Source organism: Mycobacterium sp. 1465703.0 (assembly GCF_001672975.1).
Taxonomy (GTDB): Bacteria; Actinomycetota; Actinomycetes; order Mycobacteriales; family Mycobacteriaceae; genus Mycobacterium.
Genome location: NZ_LZKU01000277.1, coordinates 34,125 through 49,183, shown reverse-complemented (window position 1 = coordinate 49,183; position 15,059 = coordinate 34,125). Strand labels below are relative to the sequence as shown.

At 64.7% G+C, this 15,059-nt stretch carries 18 protein-coding genes; 5 read left to right on the top strand and 13 right to left on the bottom strand.

The annotated features are described in order from the left end of the window. Positions 1-39 precede the first annotated feature (39 nt). Positions 40-279, top strand: coding sequence for a phosphoribosylformylglycinamidine synthase subunit PurS (gene purS / locus A5625_RS26235; RefSeq protein WP_067001259.1), 240 nt, complete (start codon positions 40-42; stop codon positions 277-279). Beyond that, positions 276-950 carry a phosphoribosylformylglycinamidine synthase subunit PurQ gene (gene purQ, locus A5625_RS26230; protein WP_067001251.1) on the top strand — a complete coding sequence of 225 codons (675 nt, stop codon included), beginning with the start codon at positions 276-278 and terminating at the stop codon, positions 948-950. The genes purS and purQ overlap by 4 nt, the downstream gene beginning before the upstream one ends. On the opposite strand, the gene A5625_RS26225 is transcribed toward purQ, so the two are convergent. After that, the gene (locus tag A5625_RS26225; protein ID WP_197516234.1) at positions 917-2,332 is read right to left on the bottom strand and encodes a wax ester/triacylglycerol synthase family O-acyltransferase; all 1,416 of its coding nucleotides are present in this window, start codon (positions 2,330-2,332) and stop codon (positions 917-919) included. The genes purQ and A5625_RS26225 overlap by 34 nt on opposite strands. Positions 2,333-2,453: 121 nt before the next feature. After that, positions 2,454-3,269, bottom strand: a complete 816-nt coding sequence (locus A5625_RS26220; protein WP_067001249.1) for a lysophospholipid acyltransferase family protein — start codon at positions 3,267-3,269, stop codon at positions 2,454-2,456. A gap of 147 nt (positions 3,270-3,416) precedes the next feature. Between A5625_RS26220 and A5625_RS26215 the strand changes: the two genes are divergently transcribed. Further along, the gene (locus A5625_RS26215) at positions 3,417-4,493 is read left to right on the top strand and encodes an NAD(P)-dependent oxidoreductase (protein WP_067001246.1); all 1,077 of its coding nucleotides are present in this window, start codon (positions 3,417-3,419) and stop codon (positions 4,491-4,493) included. Between the two features lie 12 nt (positions 4,494-4,505). Here the strand turns inward: A5625_RS26215 and A5625_RS26210 are convergent, their stop codons facing one another. Then, complete coding sequence (locus tag A5625_RS26210; protein WP_067001245.1) at positions 4,506-4,982, bottom strand: hypothetical protein; 477 nt, start codon at positions 4,980-4,982, stop codon at positions 4,506-4,508. A 117-nt stretch (positions 4,983-5,099) separates the two neighbouring features. Then, positions 5,100-5,927: a GntR family transcriptional regulator gene (locus A5625_RS26205; protein WP_067001244.1), complete on the bottom strand. Its 828-nt coding sequence runs from the start codon at positions 5,925-5,927 to the stop codon at positions 5,100-5,102. 154 nt (positions 5,928-6,081) lie between these two features. On the opposite strand from A5625_RS26205, the gene A5625_RS26200 reads away from it, so the two are divergent. Then, a complete protein-coding gene (locus tag A5625_RS26200; RefSeq protein ID WP_067001243.1) occupies positions 6,082-6,480 on the top strand; it encodes a VOC family protein in 399 nt (132 codons plus the stop codon). Here A5625_RS26200 and A5625_RS26195 read toward each other — a convergent pair. From A5625_RS26195 to A5625_RS26155, 9 genes are all read right to left on the bottom strand, one after another. Continuing rightward, a complete protein-coding gene (locus A5625_RS26195; protein WP_067001238.1) occupies positions 6,474-6,941 on the bottom strand; it encodes a cupin domain-containing protein in 468 nt (155 codons plus the stop codon). The two genes, A5625_RS26200 and A5625_RS26195, sit on opposite strands and share 7 nt — an antisense overlap. 7 nt (positions 6,942-6,948) lie before the next feature. After that, positions 6,949-7,632: a haloacid dehalogenase type II gene (locus A5625_RS26190; RefSeq protein ID WP_067001235.1), complete on the bottom strand. Its 684-nt coding sequence runs from the start codon at positions 7,630-7,632 to the stop codon at positions 6,949-6,951. 1 nt (position 7,633) lies between these two features. Beyond that, complete coding sequence (locus A5625_RS26185; RefSeq protein WP_082984561.1) at positions 7,634-8,227, bottom strand: TMEM175 family protein; 594 nt, start codon at positions 8,225-8,227, stop codon at positions 7,634-7,636. 9 nt (positions 8,228-8,236) lie between these two features. Then, the gene (locus A5625_RS26180; RefSeq protein WP_067001229.1) at positions 8,237-8,668 is read right to left on the bottom strand and encodes a VOC family protein; all 432 of its coding nucleotides are present in this window, start codon (positions 8,666-8,668) and stop codon (positions 8,237-8,239) included. Next, positions 8,665-9,546: a DUF427 domain-containing protein gene (locus A5625_RS26175; protein WP_067001227.1), complete on the bottom strand. Its 882-nt coding sequence runs from the start codon at positions 9,544-9,546 to the stop codon at positions 8,665-8,667. The genes A5625_RS26180 and A5625_RS26175 overlap by 4 nt, the downstream gene beginning before the upstream one ends. A gap of 40 nt (positions 9,547-9,586) precedes the next feature. Beyond that, entirely contained in the window at positions 9,587-10,633 is a 1,047-nt protein-coding gene (locus A5625_RS26170) for a zinc-binding alcohol dehydrogenase family protein (protein WP_067001224.1), read from the bottom strand. 110 nt (positions 10,634-10,743) lie between these two features. Further along, complete coding sequence (locus A5625_RS26165) at positions 10,744-11,415, bottom strand: TetR/AcrR family transcriptional regulator (protein ID WP_067001223.1); 672 nt, start codon at positions 11,413-11,415, stop codon at positions 10,744-10,746. Between the two features lie 25 nt (positions 11,416-11,440). Next, a complete protein-coding gene (locus A5625_RS26160) occupies positions 11,441-12,136 on the bottom strand; it encodes a TetR/AcrR family transcriptional regulator (protein WP_067001221.1) in 696 nt (231 codons plus the stop codon). Between the two features lie 97 nt (positions 12,137-12,233). Continuing rightward, positions 12,234-13,106: an alpha/beta fold hydrolase gene (locus tag A5625_RS26155; RefSeq protein WP_067001303.1), complete on the bottom strand. Its 873-nt coding sequence runs from the start codon at positions 13,104-13,106 to the stop codon at positions 12,234-12,236. 238 nt (positions 13,107-13,344) lie between these two features. Here A5625_RS26155 and A5625_RS26150 point away from each other — a divergent pair, with 238 nt between their 5' ends. Further along, positions 13,345-15,057, top strand: a complete 1,713-nt coding sequence (locus A5625_RS26150; RefSeq protein ID WP_067001219.1) for an MOSC domain-containing protein — start codon at positions 13,345-13,347, stop codon at positions 15,055-15,057. Positions 15,058-15,059 lie beyond the last annotated feature (2 nt).

Genomic DNA, 15,059 nt, shown 5'->3' with positions numbered 1-15,059 from the left:
TAGAGTTGACGCCAAAACGCCAACTGAGGAGGAGCGCCGGTGGCCCGGGTGATCGTAAGCGTGATGCCCAAAGCGGAGATTCTCGACCCGCAGGGTCAAGCGATTGTCGGCGCGCTGGGTCGCCTCGGACATCCGGGCATCTCAGAAGTGCGGCAGGGCAAGCGGTTTGAGCTCGAAGTCGATGACAGCGTCGACGATTCGGTGCTCGCCGAGATAGCCGAATCGCTATTGGCGAACACCGTGATCGAGGACTGGACCATCAGCAGGGAGACGCAGTGACGGCACGTATCGGGATCATCACCTTTCCCGGCACCCTCGACGACATCGACGCCGCCCGCGCGGCGCGGCGTGTCGGCGCCGAGGCGGTCAACCTGTGGCATGCCGACGCCGACCTCAAGGGTGTAGACGCCGTGGTGGTGCCGGGCGGCTTCTCCTACGGCGACTATCTGCGGGCCGGTGCGATCGCCCGGTTCGCCCCGGTGATGACCGAAGTGGTGCAGGCCGCTCGGCGCGGCATGCCGGTGTTGGGCATTTGCAATGGTTTTCAGGTGCTCTGTGAGGCCGGACTGCTGCCCGGGGCGCTGACGCGCAACGTGGGTCTGCACTTCGTGTGTCGCGACGTATGGCTGCGGGTGACCTCGACCTCGACGGCCTGGACGTCGCGCTTCGAGCCCGACGCTGATCTACTGGTGCCGTTGAAGTCCGGCGAGGGACGCTATGTGGCCCCCGCCGACGTGATCGAGGAGCTCGAGGGCGAGGGACGAGTGGTGTTCCGGTACCACGAGAACGCCAACGGCTCGCTGCACGACATCGCCGGGGTCAGCTCCGCCAACGGCCGGGTGGTGGGCCTGATGCCCCATCCCGAGCATGCCATCGAGGCGCTCACCGGACCTTCGGACGACGGCCTGGGCCTGTTCTATTCGGTGTTGGACGGCGTGCTCACCGCCTGAACGGAAACGCCTGCGGCATCGCGTAATTCGGCGAATGATGCGGCGATGGCATCCGTTGCCTCATGTGGGTCGTTGAAGGTCCGGTCGTCGGCGAGTACCGCGACGCCCAGCCGGTCCACATAGCTCCACACGGTGATGTTCACCGGGGCACCGGGCGAAAGCACGCCGGTGGAATAGATCTCGCTCACGGTCGCGCCGCCGAAGTGACCGCGCTCGCGCGGCCCGACCACGCTGGACACCGCGACGTTCATCAACTTGTTCGGGGCTTCGCGCCGGCCCAGCCACCGGAATGCGGCCGGGGCGAAGGCGGTCGGAAGATAGGCCATCATTTTCCCGTAGAGTTCCGGACCCATCACTTCGTGGTCTTCCTTGGCGATCTTGGTGGCCAGCGACACCAACCGGGCCCGTTTTATCGGGTCGCCGACGTGGACCGGCAACGAGATCATCAGCCCGCTGATCTCGTTGCCGGTGATCCGGTCCGATTTGTCGGTGGCGGTGGGCACCGAGGCGATGATCGGGCGTTCGGCCGCCCCGTCATAAGCCAGCAACAGGGTGCGCAATCCGCCGGTCGCCATCGCCAGCACCACGTCGTTCACCGTGCTGCCCAGTGCCTTTGCCGTCGCTTTGACCTCGGGTAACGGCAACGACGTGCTGGCGAACCAGCGCGTCGGGGAGACGACATGGTTGAGGAAGGTCGGCGGTGCGTCGAACGCGTCGGCCAGGTCGGGGTGGCCGCCGCGCTGTCGGGACCGGCGGCGCACCCGCATCATCCCGACGGTCGCGTCCCTGAGCAGCCTGGGCAGTTCGGCGATCTGCCGGACATGGTCGCGCGCCGCCGCGCGCAGCAGGGCAGCGTCGGACATTGTGACGCCGGCTTCGTCGTTGTCGCGCTCGTCGGTGCGTCCGTCCCGCAGATCCATCGCGCGGGCCAGCAGGTTGACCGAGGCGACCCCGTCGGCCAGGGCGTGGTGAACCTTGCCGATCAAGGCGAATCGGCCACCGGCCAGCCCCTCGGCGAAGTGAAACTCCCACAGCGGGCGACTGCGGTCCAGCGGAGTAGATGCAATCTCGCCGATCACCTGATCGAGTTCGCGCCGGCCGCCCGGTGCAGGCACCCGCACCCGCCGCAGGTGATAATCCAGGTCGACCTCGCAGTTCTCCTGCCACATCGGGCGATGCAGCTTCCAGGGGATGTCAACCAGCTTGTAGCGCAACGGTTCTAGCAGATGCAGCCGACGACGCACGTGATGCCGGAACGCCTCGAAACCGAATTCGTCGTCGTAGTCGGCGGGATCGATGATGGCCACCTTCAGCGTGTGCGTGTGCAGGTTGGGCGTCTCGCTGTAGAGCAGCATCGCGTCCATGCCGTTGAGTCGCTTCACACGCCACCTCGCCTCGTTGACGCGTTCGGGCCAACAACTATGCCGCGGGCCCCGCGCCGCCGAAGTGGATTGGCGGTCATCGCATCGGAGCGGCCCGGCCGGTCCGCGGCCCCGGACATCGTCAGCCCAGGATCGGGAACCGGCGCTGCCCGGCCAGCCGCTTGAGCGCGGCTTCCATGACGGCGCGTACGTGGGCGTCGACCTCGTTGATGTCGGGGTCGTTGCCGAAGCGGGCGGTGATGTCGATCGGCTCGAGAACCTCGGTGACGATCTTTGCCGGCAGCGGCACGTTGGGCGGGAAGATCACGCTCAGCCCGAACGGGAACCCGACGCTGATCGGCAGGATGTCCATCCGGGCCTTGGTTAGCCCCAGCTTGCGGGCCAGCCAGTTGCCCCGGGTCAGGAACAGCTGGGTCTCCTGGGCGCCGATAGACACGGTGGGCACGATGGGTACCCCGGCTTCGATGGCGGTCCGCACGTAGCCGGTGCGGCCGTTGAAGTCGATGGTGTTCGCGCTGAAGGTCGGCCGGTAAGAGTCGTAGTCGCCGCCGGGAAACACCAGTACTACGGCGCCGGAATGCAGGGCGGTGGCGGCGTTTTCGCGACTGGCCTCGATGACCCCGAGACGGCGCAGCCAGCCGTCCAACGGCCCTATGAACAGGCCGTAGTGGCCCAAGGTGTAGATCGGGCGGTCGTAGCCGAACCGGTTGTAGAACGCGGGGGAGAAGATCAATACGTCCGGGGTCAGCATGCCGCCCGAGTGGTTGGAGACCACCAGCGCGCCGCCAGAGGACGGCATGTTGTCGATGTTTCGCACCTCGGCCCGGTAATACCGTTTGATGGCCGGGCCGAGCACCTTTACGACTTGTTCGGTGAGAGCCGGATCCCATTTGGCGGTCTCGTGATTGTCCGCCGCGTCCACACCGTTGCCGTTCATCGCTCCCCGCTGTCTGTTTCCGCTCTTTGCTATTTGTTGCCGGTGTGACGCCGGTCTCAAACCTGGCCTGCTGTTCGGAATATGTTACTCTCCATTTAAGAGAATGTCATATTCGTTTGCTGGAGGGTGAACGCGCATCGGGGGAGCATGTCCGAAAAGGTTCTGGTTAGTGGGGGTTTCGGGCTCGTCGGCTCACAGACGGTGCGCCGACTGGTTGCCGACGGCCATCGCGTGGTAGCGACCGACCTGGGTACCGCCGCCCAGCGCAAAGCGGCGCGGGCGCTGCCGGCCGGCGCCGCGGCGCATTGGGCGGATCTGACCGACCCGGGTCAGGTCGACCGTCTGCTCGCCGAGACGTCGCCTTCGGCGATCGTCCACCTGGCCGCGGTGATCCCCCCGGTGATATATCGCCAGCCCGCTCTGGGCCGGCGAGTCAACGTCGATGCGACCGTCACCTTGTTGCGCGCGGCGCAGTCGCGGCCACATCCGGTGCGGTTCATTCAGGCCTCGAGCAACGCCGTGTACGGCGCGCGCAACCCGCACCGCCACCACGAGTTGTTGCGCCCGGACTCCCCGATGAAGCCGGCCGACCTCTACGGTGCGCACAAGGCTGAAACCGAACAGCACGTCCGGTCCTCGAATCTCGAGTGGGTCATCCTGCGGCTGGCCGGGGTGATAAGCGTCGAACCGGACGCCATGCCGTTCAGCGTCGATGCGTTGTTCTTCGAAAACGCCTTGCCCACCGATGGCCGAATCCATACCGTCGACGTCCGCGATGTCGCGCGCGCGTTCGCCGCCGCGGTCACCGCCGACGTGGCCGGCGAGACGCTGTTGATCGCCGGTGACGAGTCCCACCAGCTGCGGCAGGGGGAGGTCGGCAAGGCGCTGGCCGCCGCGCGTGGTCTGATCGATGTCTTGCCCGCGGGCCGACCGGGTGATCCGGACAGCGACGAGGATTGGTTTGTCACGGACTGGATGGATACCGTTCGCTCGCAGCAGATCCTGCAGTTTCAGCACCACTCGTGGCCGGACATGCTCGCCGAGATGCGAGCCACCGCTGGGTGGCGGCGCTACCCGATGCGGCTGATCTCTCCGCTGGCCCGGCGGTTTCTCAAAAGCCGTGCGGCCTATCGGAATACGCCCGGGTGCTACGCCGATCCGTGGGGCGCGATCCGGGCCAAATTGGGCGAGCCGCGCCCGGATGGTCATGCGAGCGGAGTTTAGACCGCTAGGAGGTCAGTCGGCGTAGCGCAGCAACGCCTGTTCTGTGGAAGGCAGTTCGCTGGCGAGGCTCAACTCTTCAATGAGCTCAGTGGCGTCTGCGATGCTCCGGTCGACGAACGCGGCGAAATCGCTGAACGAGATGTCGTCTCGGATCCACTGCGACTTGCGGGCCTCCACACCGATGCGCCGTGGGTCCGACGATCCGTGCACGATCGCGGTGACTTGGCGATCTTGACGGTTCCACCTGTCGCAGAAGTACGTCAGCCAGGGACGGTCGGTTACCGGGAAATAGCGGCCGGGAGTGACTCGGATGATCAAAACATCGTCGTGCCCGGGAGAAATCTCGAGATGAACATGCAAGCGCTGCGGAGCGCTGGTCACAAAAAAGTATTCGCCGTCGTGGTGGCCACGGAAATAGCGCAAATAGCGCCGGCCACGGGTGCACAGGTAACGTTCGACCAGCTTCGCGCACGTATGTTCATCCGTCATGACGTTGATGTTGCAGCCACTGACTTGGGGAATGCTTTGAGCCAAGCCATGCGGCAGCCAAGAATCTGTTGAGAATTCGCTGAGTGATCGTCGTCCAGCTGGACCTACACCGCACTCTCAGGTGGGCTGGCGCCGTTCCACGATACCGGCGCCGGGGGCGGCCATCGCGCGCGGCAAAGTGACCGAAAACCGGTACCGCTCGGGGCGGTAGTGGAACTCTACAACCTCGAGGGGCTTGTCGTCGTGGCCGTAGCTGGTGCGTTCGAGCACCAGCACGGGAGAACCCAGCGGCAGGTTCAGGGCGCCGGCCACGTCCAGGGACGCGCCGGCCGCGTGAATCTCGTAGGTGGCCCGGGCAATAGGGACGTGCAGCCGCCGCTCCCACATGGTGTAGGTGCTTTCCATTGCCTGCGCAGTCTGTGTGTCGGTCGCGCTGTGCAGCAGTGGTTCCACGGCTGCGCCCAGTGTCGGCGGAAGGTAGGCGATCATCAGGGCCAGCGGCTGGTCGCCGTCGCGGAAACGCCGGTGCACGCATAGCACTTTGGGCAGGCTCAGTGTCTCGGCAATTCGCTGCGGCGCGTCAGTCACACGATGCGACAGCACGTCGACATTCGGCGTGATGCCGGAGCCAGCAAGTACCTCGGTGATGGTGCGGACACCGGGCCCCAGTTCTTGTTTGACCGGATTGGCCACGAAGGTGCCCAGGCCTTGCTTGCGTACCAGCCAGCCTTGGCGTTCCAGAAGCCCGACCGCCGCGCGCACCGTCACCCGACTGACCCCGGTGCGATCGACGAGTTCTCGCTCGGTTGGCAATCGCGCGCCGCGGGGCAGACGCTGTTTGACGATGGCCGCTTTGAGAGCTTCGGCGAGTTGGGTGCTGGCAGGCACGCTACCGCGTGATATTCGGAGGTCGGCTTGGTCGAGGTCCAGCTGATCAGGAGCCACGAGATGTATTAAAACGTCCTATCTGCCGGCCGTAAAGCAATGCCCGGGCACAACCCCGCACCAGGAGCGCGGATTAGTCTGATACCGAATGGTTTTCGCGCCAGCCGCTGGACGAGTAAGCGACAGCGGTGCTGTGCGGGTCAGGAGGATCAGGGTGGCGATCACCGTGGAACGGTTCGACCACATTGTCTTGAATTGCGCGGACGTCGAGGCCAGCGCCGCTTGGTACGAGCGGGTGCTGGGCATGCGGCGCGAGACGTTCGGACCGTCGCAACGAACGGCGCTGTGCTTCGGGAATCAGAAGATCAATCTGCGACCCGTCGGCGCATTGGCCGACGACCCCGACTGGTTCACCGGGTCGGTCGAAGCTGCCGGTTCGGCAGACCTGTGCTTCATTACCCACGCCAGCCCAGACGACGTCCACGCCCATCTCGCAGCCTGTGGCGTCGACGTGATAGCCGGACCGGTGACCAAGGTGGGAGCGCTGGGTGAGATGACCTCGCACTACTGCCGTGACATCGACGGAAACCTTATCGAGATCGCTGTCTACTGAGACCCGTCCAGGGGATACAGCGCGGGAAGATTGATCACGATGGCTTCCTGGGTGCTGCGCGCGATCACCACCTCGGCGGTGGTAGTCGGATCGGGATTTTCCTCCCGATGCGGCAGATACGGCGGGATGAAGACGTAGTCGCCGGGTTCGGCGAGGATACGGACCTCCCCGGTGCCGTCATGGAACACGAACTCCGGGTTGCCACTTCGCACGTAGATGGCGGTCTCCGAGTCGCCATGATGATGATTGTCCGAAGCTGATTGCGGTGATGCGTGCGTCTCGCCCATCCAGAGCTTCTCGGCGCCGACCGATCGGCCGGACAAGGCGGCGAAGCGCCGCAGCCCCTCCGACTGTGCGGTATCGGAGCTGATCTCCGACGCCTTGATGTGTCGTACCCGGTTACGTGCGACCGGTTTCGCCGTGTCGTCGAAGTCTGGATGGAATCCGTCTGCGGTGGCCATGGCTCGATTATCGTCTGGACCCGAGTTGCTCGGCGAGCTGACGCATATCGCTGACGACGATGTCCGGCTGCGGCAAACCGTGGACCGGCAGCGGCGCGTTGCCGCGTCGGGTAATGAGGGCACCGCCGAAGCCGACCTGCTGCGCACCGATCGTGTCCCACACATGCGCGGCGACCATCATGCAGTCGGCGGGGGCCACCCCGAGTGTCTGGCACACGTACCCATACACCTCAGGCGCCGGCTTGAAGGCACTGCGCGCATCGACGCTGAGTTGGTGTTCGAAAAAGCCGGCCAGCCCCGAATGCTGCAGCGCGGTAGGCCCATTCGGATTGGGCGGCGAGTTAGTCAGGGTAACAAGCCGGAAACCGTTGTCCCGCAGCGCGGTAAGCCCCTCGGCGGCATCGGGATGCGCCGGCATGGTCAGCAGTGCGGTCGTCAGGCGGTCCAGGTCGTTTTCGGTGACGTTCACCCGGTAGACGTCGCCCAGCATGCGCAGCACTCCCTGGGCCAGCACCGGAAAGGTCACATAGTTACCGGCCAGGGTGATGGTCATCGAGTACATGACCAGTTGCGCGAACCACTCACGCAGTATGCGTTCGTCGCCGAACAGCTGACCGAAAAGCGGTGCGAGGGAATCGATATCGATCAGCGTCTCGTTGACGTCGAAAACGAGGACGGATGGTTTGGGCATGTCAGGGCTCGGTCTTCTTCGGCGCGGGTAGGTCCGGCCGCAGATACCCGGCCAGACAAAGCGCGATCAATGCCATTCCGGCTGCCGGCCACCAGAATGCTAAGACGGCCGCCGTGGCGAAGACGCCGATGGTGAAGAACGATCTCATCTGCAACAGTTGACGCATGCGCTGCGTGAGGTCCGCATGGGCGGGCCGATCGACGACTTCTTGACAGAGCGCCAGATAGGTGATGTTGACGAGCACGAACACCGACGCATACAAGGTCACGGGCGCGGCGGCCAGCCGGCTGTCGGCGATCCACTCGGTGGTGATCGGAATGAGTGACACCGAGAACAGGTGCGCGAAGTTCGACCACACCAATCGCGGTGTTGCCACCTCTGCATAGCCGAACAAGTGGTGATGGTTCACCCATACGATCGCGATGAACACATAGCTGACCACATAACTGAGACCGGTGGGCCACTCCGGCAGTAAAGCGCTGAACGTGTATGCCTTGGGTGGTTTGAGTTCCAGCACGAGGATCGTAATGAGTACGGCGAACACGCCATCGGAGAATGCTCCTACCCGTTCGGGACCGGTCTTCCGTGCAGCCAATGCGTCTCCTCAGCCCCGGTGGTGATTGCGTTCCTGCAGTACCCAAGTGTTGCCGTCGGGATCACGGAAGTCCGCGAAACTGGCGTAATCCGCGCGGTCCGGATCGATACCCGAAAGGAACGCACCGCGCCAGCCTCCTTCGGTGTCCTTATGGCGGATCGGGCTGACGGTTACTCCGCGACCGGTCAATTCAGCGTGACAGTCCTCGATATCACGCACCACAAGGTAGAGGTTGCGCAGCGACCCGGGTGGCGCGTCGGTCAACCCAATCCCGAATTGAATGGAGGTGCCCGACCCGTCGGGCGTCAGCTGGATGACTCGAAACTGGGGTGTGGGCGCGTAATCGACGTCGAGGTTGAAGCCAAGCCGATCGCGGTAGAACCGCAATGACCGATCGGGATCCGTGACGGGCAGGATGACGACTTCGATGCAGGCCTTCATGACGTACTCCCGGGCGGCTTCTTGCCGAAGATCTCGTCGGTGTCGAGGCCGCGGTCGACGCCGTGCGGGATGACGGTCTGGCCGGGTTCCAGCTGAAGTTGTTTGCCGTCAAGGTGCACGTCGATTTTGTCCGGTTCGAAGGACACCAGGTTGCGGACCCGTGCCACCTCGGTCCAAGCATCGACATAGGACCATGCTGCGCGCTGGCGGTTGCCGATGTCGTAGTAAGAGCAGATTCCCTTATACGGGCAAAACGTCTGTATCTCAATGGGTTTGAGGGCGGACTGGTCGATATCCTCGCGCGGCACGTACCAGCGTGGCGCAAAACCGGATTCATACAGCGCCAAGGGCCGATGGGTATCGGCGATCACCTGTTCGCCGTCCATCACAACGAGATGTCTTGTGGTAGCGCGGATGTCAATGCGATGGTACGCGTCGGCGGCGTGCCCTACGATTCGTTCATCTTCTTCGTAGAAGGCATCCATAGCGCGCCAGGCGAACGCCACCCGGCTGTCGAGAACCGCCGCATGAGGCGCGAGTTCGGTATGCTGCCACGCGGCGTGGTTAACTTGGTGCCCGGCGGCTTTGACGGTAAACCACTGTGTCGCGCCCAGATCGCGGTGTTGGGTAACGCGGTCCTCGGCGACCAAGAATTCGGCGTCGATATCACCGCGCGGAAAGTAGGCGACGGGGTAGCGGCCCGGCTCATGCAACAGGATCACGTCTTCGGTGTCGGCTATCCATTTGTCCGCGAAGCGGACTCTCATACGTCGCCGTAGCGGCTCGGCGAACAGCAGCCGTGCCGGTAGCGGCTGCTCTGTCACGAAGTGTCCCACCGATCCGGTCGCAAGCGGACCCTGCTGCCATGCCAGCCCCATCGTCGTGTCCCTTCTTCATCTGCCGGAGCCCGCGGTCGCGTCACTGCATGACGACGACCATCTTTCCGCCGGCTTCTCCGGCTTCCATTACTCGGTGCGCTTCACGGATCTCGTCGAAAGAGAAGATGTGCGATGGCTTTGCATCCAGTTCTCCGTCGGCAACCTGCCGGGCGATGTCTTGCAGAGGTACGTCGGACAGCGGGAAGCCCGGTGTCCCAAAGACGAAGCTGCCGAAGAAGTTCCAATTCACACCACTGGCCATGCGCAGTAGCGGGTTGAAGTCACCGATGGGATCGAGTCCGCCCAGCCATCCGGCCAGGCACGCCGTGCCGCCGCGGCGCAGCATGTCGAGGGAGTCGAGGATGGTGCTGTTGCCGACCAAATCCAGGACGGCATCAATGTGTTTGGCTTCGGCGATGTGGGCGGCGAGGTCGCGCCGCTCGACCTCGACGCGCGAAGCGCCCAGCTCCTGCAGCATCGGGAAGCGACCGCTGCTGCGTGCCGTGGCGATGACTCGCGCGCCGGCGGCGACGGCCATCTTGAGGGCGGCTTGCCCGAATGATGATGTCGCGCCGCGTAACACCAGTGTTTGTCCGGATTTCAGATTGAGGTTGCGGAACAGGCATGTCCAGGCGACCGCATAAGTCTCGGGCAGCGCAGCCAAATCCGACCAGGGCAGCTCCGATTCGATGAGAGCGACATTCGCTGCGCGCACCCGAGTGTATTCGGCGTAGCTGCCGTTGATAGTCCGGCCAAGGCCGCCCATGAGTGCTGCCACCTTGGCGCCGACCGGGAACTCACCGCCGGGGCACGAGTCCACAATGCCGACGCATTCGATTCCGCTGACCTCGGCAGCCTCCGCCCATTCCCCTCGTCGCATGTGGAGTTCGGCGTGGTTGATGCCGAATCCTTTAACCGCAATGACGACTTCGCCGTCTTTGGGCAGCGGCTTGGGGATGTCGGTGTAGACCAGGCTGTCCAGGCCGCCGAACTTGTCCAGGATGATTGCCCGCATGGTTTCCCCGCCGGGTTGTTCGCGTACCACTGCGGGCGCGGTGGGCAGCGGGGGCGAATCGGTGGCAGCCACTTACTGCCCCTCCCAAATCGTTAGCAGTACTCAGTTTATCGACACCGAATGGGCCAACTGACCCAATATTATGGGCGCAGCTACCCACCATGTCCAGGGCGATGGCGCCGTCAGGATGCGCGGCGACGGCGCGACGACGCGGATCGCCCGGGGCGCGAGGGCGTTTGGGTCGCAAACGACCGGACATAGTCGACGGCGGCATGGACCGCGGCCCGCAGTGGCTGCGGATCGCCGGTGGCGTGGGTCAGCATTGCGCCGCCCTGGTGCGCGGCGACCAGCGCTACCGCCAGATGTCGGGGATCGGCTTCCGGGCGCAGGTCACCGCGATCGCGCATCGTTTCCAGGCCGGACCGAAACAGCTCGATCCATTGGTCGTAGCCCGCGGAGAGGTCGTCGTGTATGTCGCTGTCGGCCTCGATCAATTCGCCCGCCAGGGACCCGTAGACGCAACCTCCGACTCGGTAGACGGCGTCGATCTCGGACACGCAAGTATCGGCCCACGCCTGCAGGGCCTCGAGGCTGTCGAGTCCGGCGAACCGCGGTTGGGTGTGGAACACGCGCACGTCATTGCGACGCGCCTCGACGACCTGTCGGGTCAGGTCCCGCTTATCGCGAAAGTAATGCGCGATCTGGGACCCGCCCACCGCGGCGGCGCGCCGCACCTGATCGATGCTGGTGTTGGCGATGCCATGCTCGAACATCAGCCGGGCAGCGACCTCGATGATGCGCGTGCGGGTAGCCAGTCCCTTGCGGGTGAACCGCGATGGATTCTCTTCGGTCATGGCGGCAACCTTCGGCGCGGACGGGTCAGCTGGCTTGTCGTGCCGGGCGACGGCCCCGCACCCGGCGCGGTGGACGGGGCGCTCGCTCCGCGCTGTCGGTGGCGAACATGCGCAGGTAGTTCACCGCGAATCGAATCGCGTCGGCGTGCGGCCACTCCTCTTGATAGGTGAAGGTCAACACGCCGCCGCCTTGATGCGAGGCGACGAGCACCCAGGCCAGTTGCCGCGGGTCGGCATCGGGAATCAGCAATCCCGCGTCTTTCATCCGCTGAATTGACTTCTCCAGCAACTCGATCCACTGCCGGTAACCAGCCGCCAGCGCGTCGCGCGTCGTGTCGTCGGACTTCGCCAGCTGGGCGGTCAGCGCGTGGTAGGTCGGCGTGCCGGAGCAACCGATGCGGCGTAGGTAGCGCATGTTGAGGTCGATCCACCGCTCGAAGTCGTCGAAGGACGCCAGGCCCCGAAGCGTGGGCTGCCGGTGAAAGTCCAGCACCACGCCGATCTGGCGTCGGATCACCGCGCGGATCAGCGCTGCCTTGTCGGCGAAATAATGGGCAAGCTGTGACCCGCTGACCGAAGCCGCCCGGCGCACGTTCTCCATATTGGCCGCCGCCAGGCCCTCGGTGACGATCAACTGGGCGGCGGCCCGCACGATCCGATCGCGGGTGGCTCGCCCCTTGGCGGTCAACCGTTGTTCGTCGTGACCATCGGGATGGGCCATCGCGTCAGGCTAACCCCGGAGTGCCCGCGGTTATGGGATCTCCAGCCCATAGAAAAAGTTCGACATGACCAGGTCGCTGAGTCGCCGCGGGCCGTCATTACGCCGCGGGAAACTGCTTAGCGAGGAAGTTCCGGATCAACCGGGTGACGTCCTCGCCGGCGGACTCCAGCAGAAAGTGCCCACCCTCGAGCAAGTGGATCTCGGCGTCGGGCAGGTCGTCGGCGAACGCTTCGGCGCCGGCCGGCCCGAAGATCTCGTCGCCACGGCCCCATACCGCCAGCAGCGGTACCCGGCTGGCGCGAAAGTAGTCGTGCAGCTGTGGGTACAGCGGGGAATTGGTGGCGTAATCGCGAAACAACTTCAGCTGCACCAGGTCGTTGCCCGGGCGGGACAGCAGCGCGTAGTCGTGGTGCCAGGACTCGGGGTCGACCAATGTCTCGTCGGAGACTCCGGTCAGATACTGCCAGCGGGTGGCGTCGAGGGTGAGGAACTGGCGCACCGGTGCCTCGGTCTCCGCCGTCTGCTCGTGTTGGTATGCCTGCACGACCTTCCAGAAGCTCTCGACGAATCCCGCGTCATAACCGTTGCCGTTCTGGCTGATGATCGCGGTGATCGCGGAGGGGTCGCGCAGCGCGAGCCGCCAGCCGATCGGCGCGCCGTAGTCCTGGACGTACATGGCGTAGCGGTCGACGCCCAGCGTTCGCAGCAGACCGGCCGTGAGGTCGGTCAGCGCGTCGAATGTGTAGTCGAACTCCTCAACCGGTGGGGCATCCGACAGCCCGAAGCCGAGGTGGTCCGGCGCGATCACGTGGTACCGCTCGGCGAGGGCCGGCACCAGGTGGCGAAACATGTACGAACTGGTGGGAAAGCCATGCAACAGAAGCACCGCGGGACCAGTTGGATCTCCGGCCTCGCGGTAGAAGAGCCGATGGCCGTCGACGGTGACGTATCGATGGTGGACAGCAGGCATGATGTTCCTCCTGACGCAACGCAATTCACCGCCGAGCGCCGCCGCGGCGCCCCGGTGGAGATGCGCGAAACCCATCGCGCAAAGGTTCTGGGTTGCTTGACCCAGTATGCATCAAATTGGCGGCGCGCAACAGCCCGTGCGGCGCAGGTGTTGCCGCTCGTACCCAGCTGACATATTCTGGGCCAACTAACCCAAAATAGCTCGGCTCGCGCAATATGGAGCTGGTTCGAGGTGACACGTGGGCAAGCTTGTTTCAGTCAACGTGGGCATGCCAAAGAACGTGCGATGGCGGGATAAAACCGTCTATACCGGAATTTGGAAGGCCCCGGTCGACGGCGCGGTGATGGTCCGGCGGCTCAACATCGACGGCGACGGTCAGGGCGATCTGGCCGGCCACGGCGGGGAGCAACGCGCCGTCATGGTGTATCAGAGCGAGTCCTACGACTTCTGGAAGACCTACCTGGCTCGCGACGACCTGCGACCCGGCGACTTCGGCGAAAACTTCACCATCACCGGTCTGGCCGACACCGAGGTCTGCATCGGTGACCGTTATCGCATCGGCGATGCCGAATTCGAGGTCACGCAGCCGCGTGTCACGTGCTTTCGGGTCGGCCTGCGCCTCGACGAACCCGACATGCCCAATCTGCTTGTCGCCCAGCATCGCCCGGGTTTCTACTTCCGTGTCCTCACCGAGGGGCACGTGCGCGCCGGCGACGACATCGTCCGGACCCGACGCGGCCGTCACGAACTCAGCGTCGCCGACGTCGACGCGTTGCTCTATCTACCCGACCGCAACGTCGAAACGCTGCGTAAGGCCATCGACCTGCCGGCGCTCAGCCCAGGCTGGCAGCAGTCTTTTCACGAACTGCTGGCGGCGCACGAAGGTGAGACCCCGGCGACGGCCCCGCCCATCGGAGTCGAACCCGGCTGGAAGGGTTTCCGCAACCTAAGGGTCAGTCGCACATATTGGGAGAGCCCACAAGTGCTCTCGATCCGGCTCGAGGCCGACGATCACCGCCCGCTGCCACCGGCGCTGCCCGGCCAGTACCTGACCGTCAAGGTGGTCGGCGCCGGTGATCCGGCACCGCTGCGCAGCTACTCGCTCTCGGACGATTCCTCGGCGGGTTCCTACCGGATCAGCGTGAAGCGCGAGGACCACGGCGTGGTGAGCCGGTGGCTGCACGCCAACATCCGTCCGGGATCGGTGATAGCGGCGGCCGCGCCGCGCGGCGACTTCTACCTCACCGACGACACCGGGCCGGTCGTTTTGTTTTCCGCCGGAATTGGAGCGACGCCGGTGTTGGCGATGCTGCACGCACTGTCGGCGGCGGGCAGCGACCGCGACATCTGGTGGTTGCACACTGCCCGCAATCGCGAAACCCAGGCTTTTGCAGTCGAAGTCGCGACCCTCATCGAGAAATTACCGCACGCCCGGCAACACGTCTTCTACACCGAAACGCAGGGCCGCCTGAACCGAGAGTCCATCGCGGCATTGGGCCTGCCAGCCAACGCCAGCGTCTACCTATGCGGCCCAACGCAATTCATGGCGGATATGCGTGATGACCTGGTAAGCATGGGATTCGACCCGGCCCGCATTCACAGTGAGCTGTTTGGCGCGCTGCCCGCGATCAACCCCGGCGTGGTCGAGGCCGGGGAACGCAAGCCGCCGCACCAACCCGCGGGGACACCCGGCACCGGGCCGCCGATCACCTTCGCGCGTAGCGGATTAACCGTCAACTGGTCACCCGGCTACCGAAGCATCCTCGATCTCGCCGAAGCGTGCGACGTGCCCACCCGCTTCTCCTGTCGAAGCGGAGTGTGCCACATGTGTGTCACCGGCGTCATCGCCGGCACGACCACATACGTTCAGCAGCCGCTCGAGCCGCCCGACCCCGGCTCAGTGCTCATCTGCTCGGCGGCTCCGGAAACGGAACTGGTGCTGGACATCTAGTC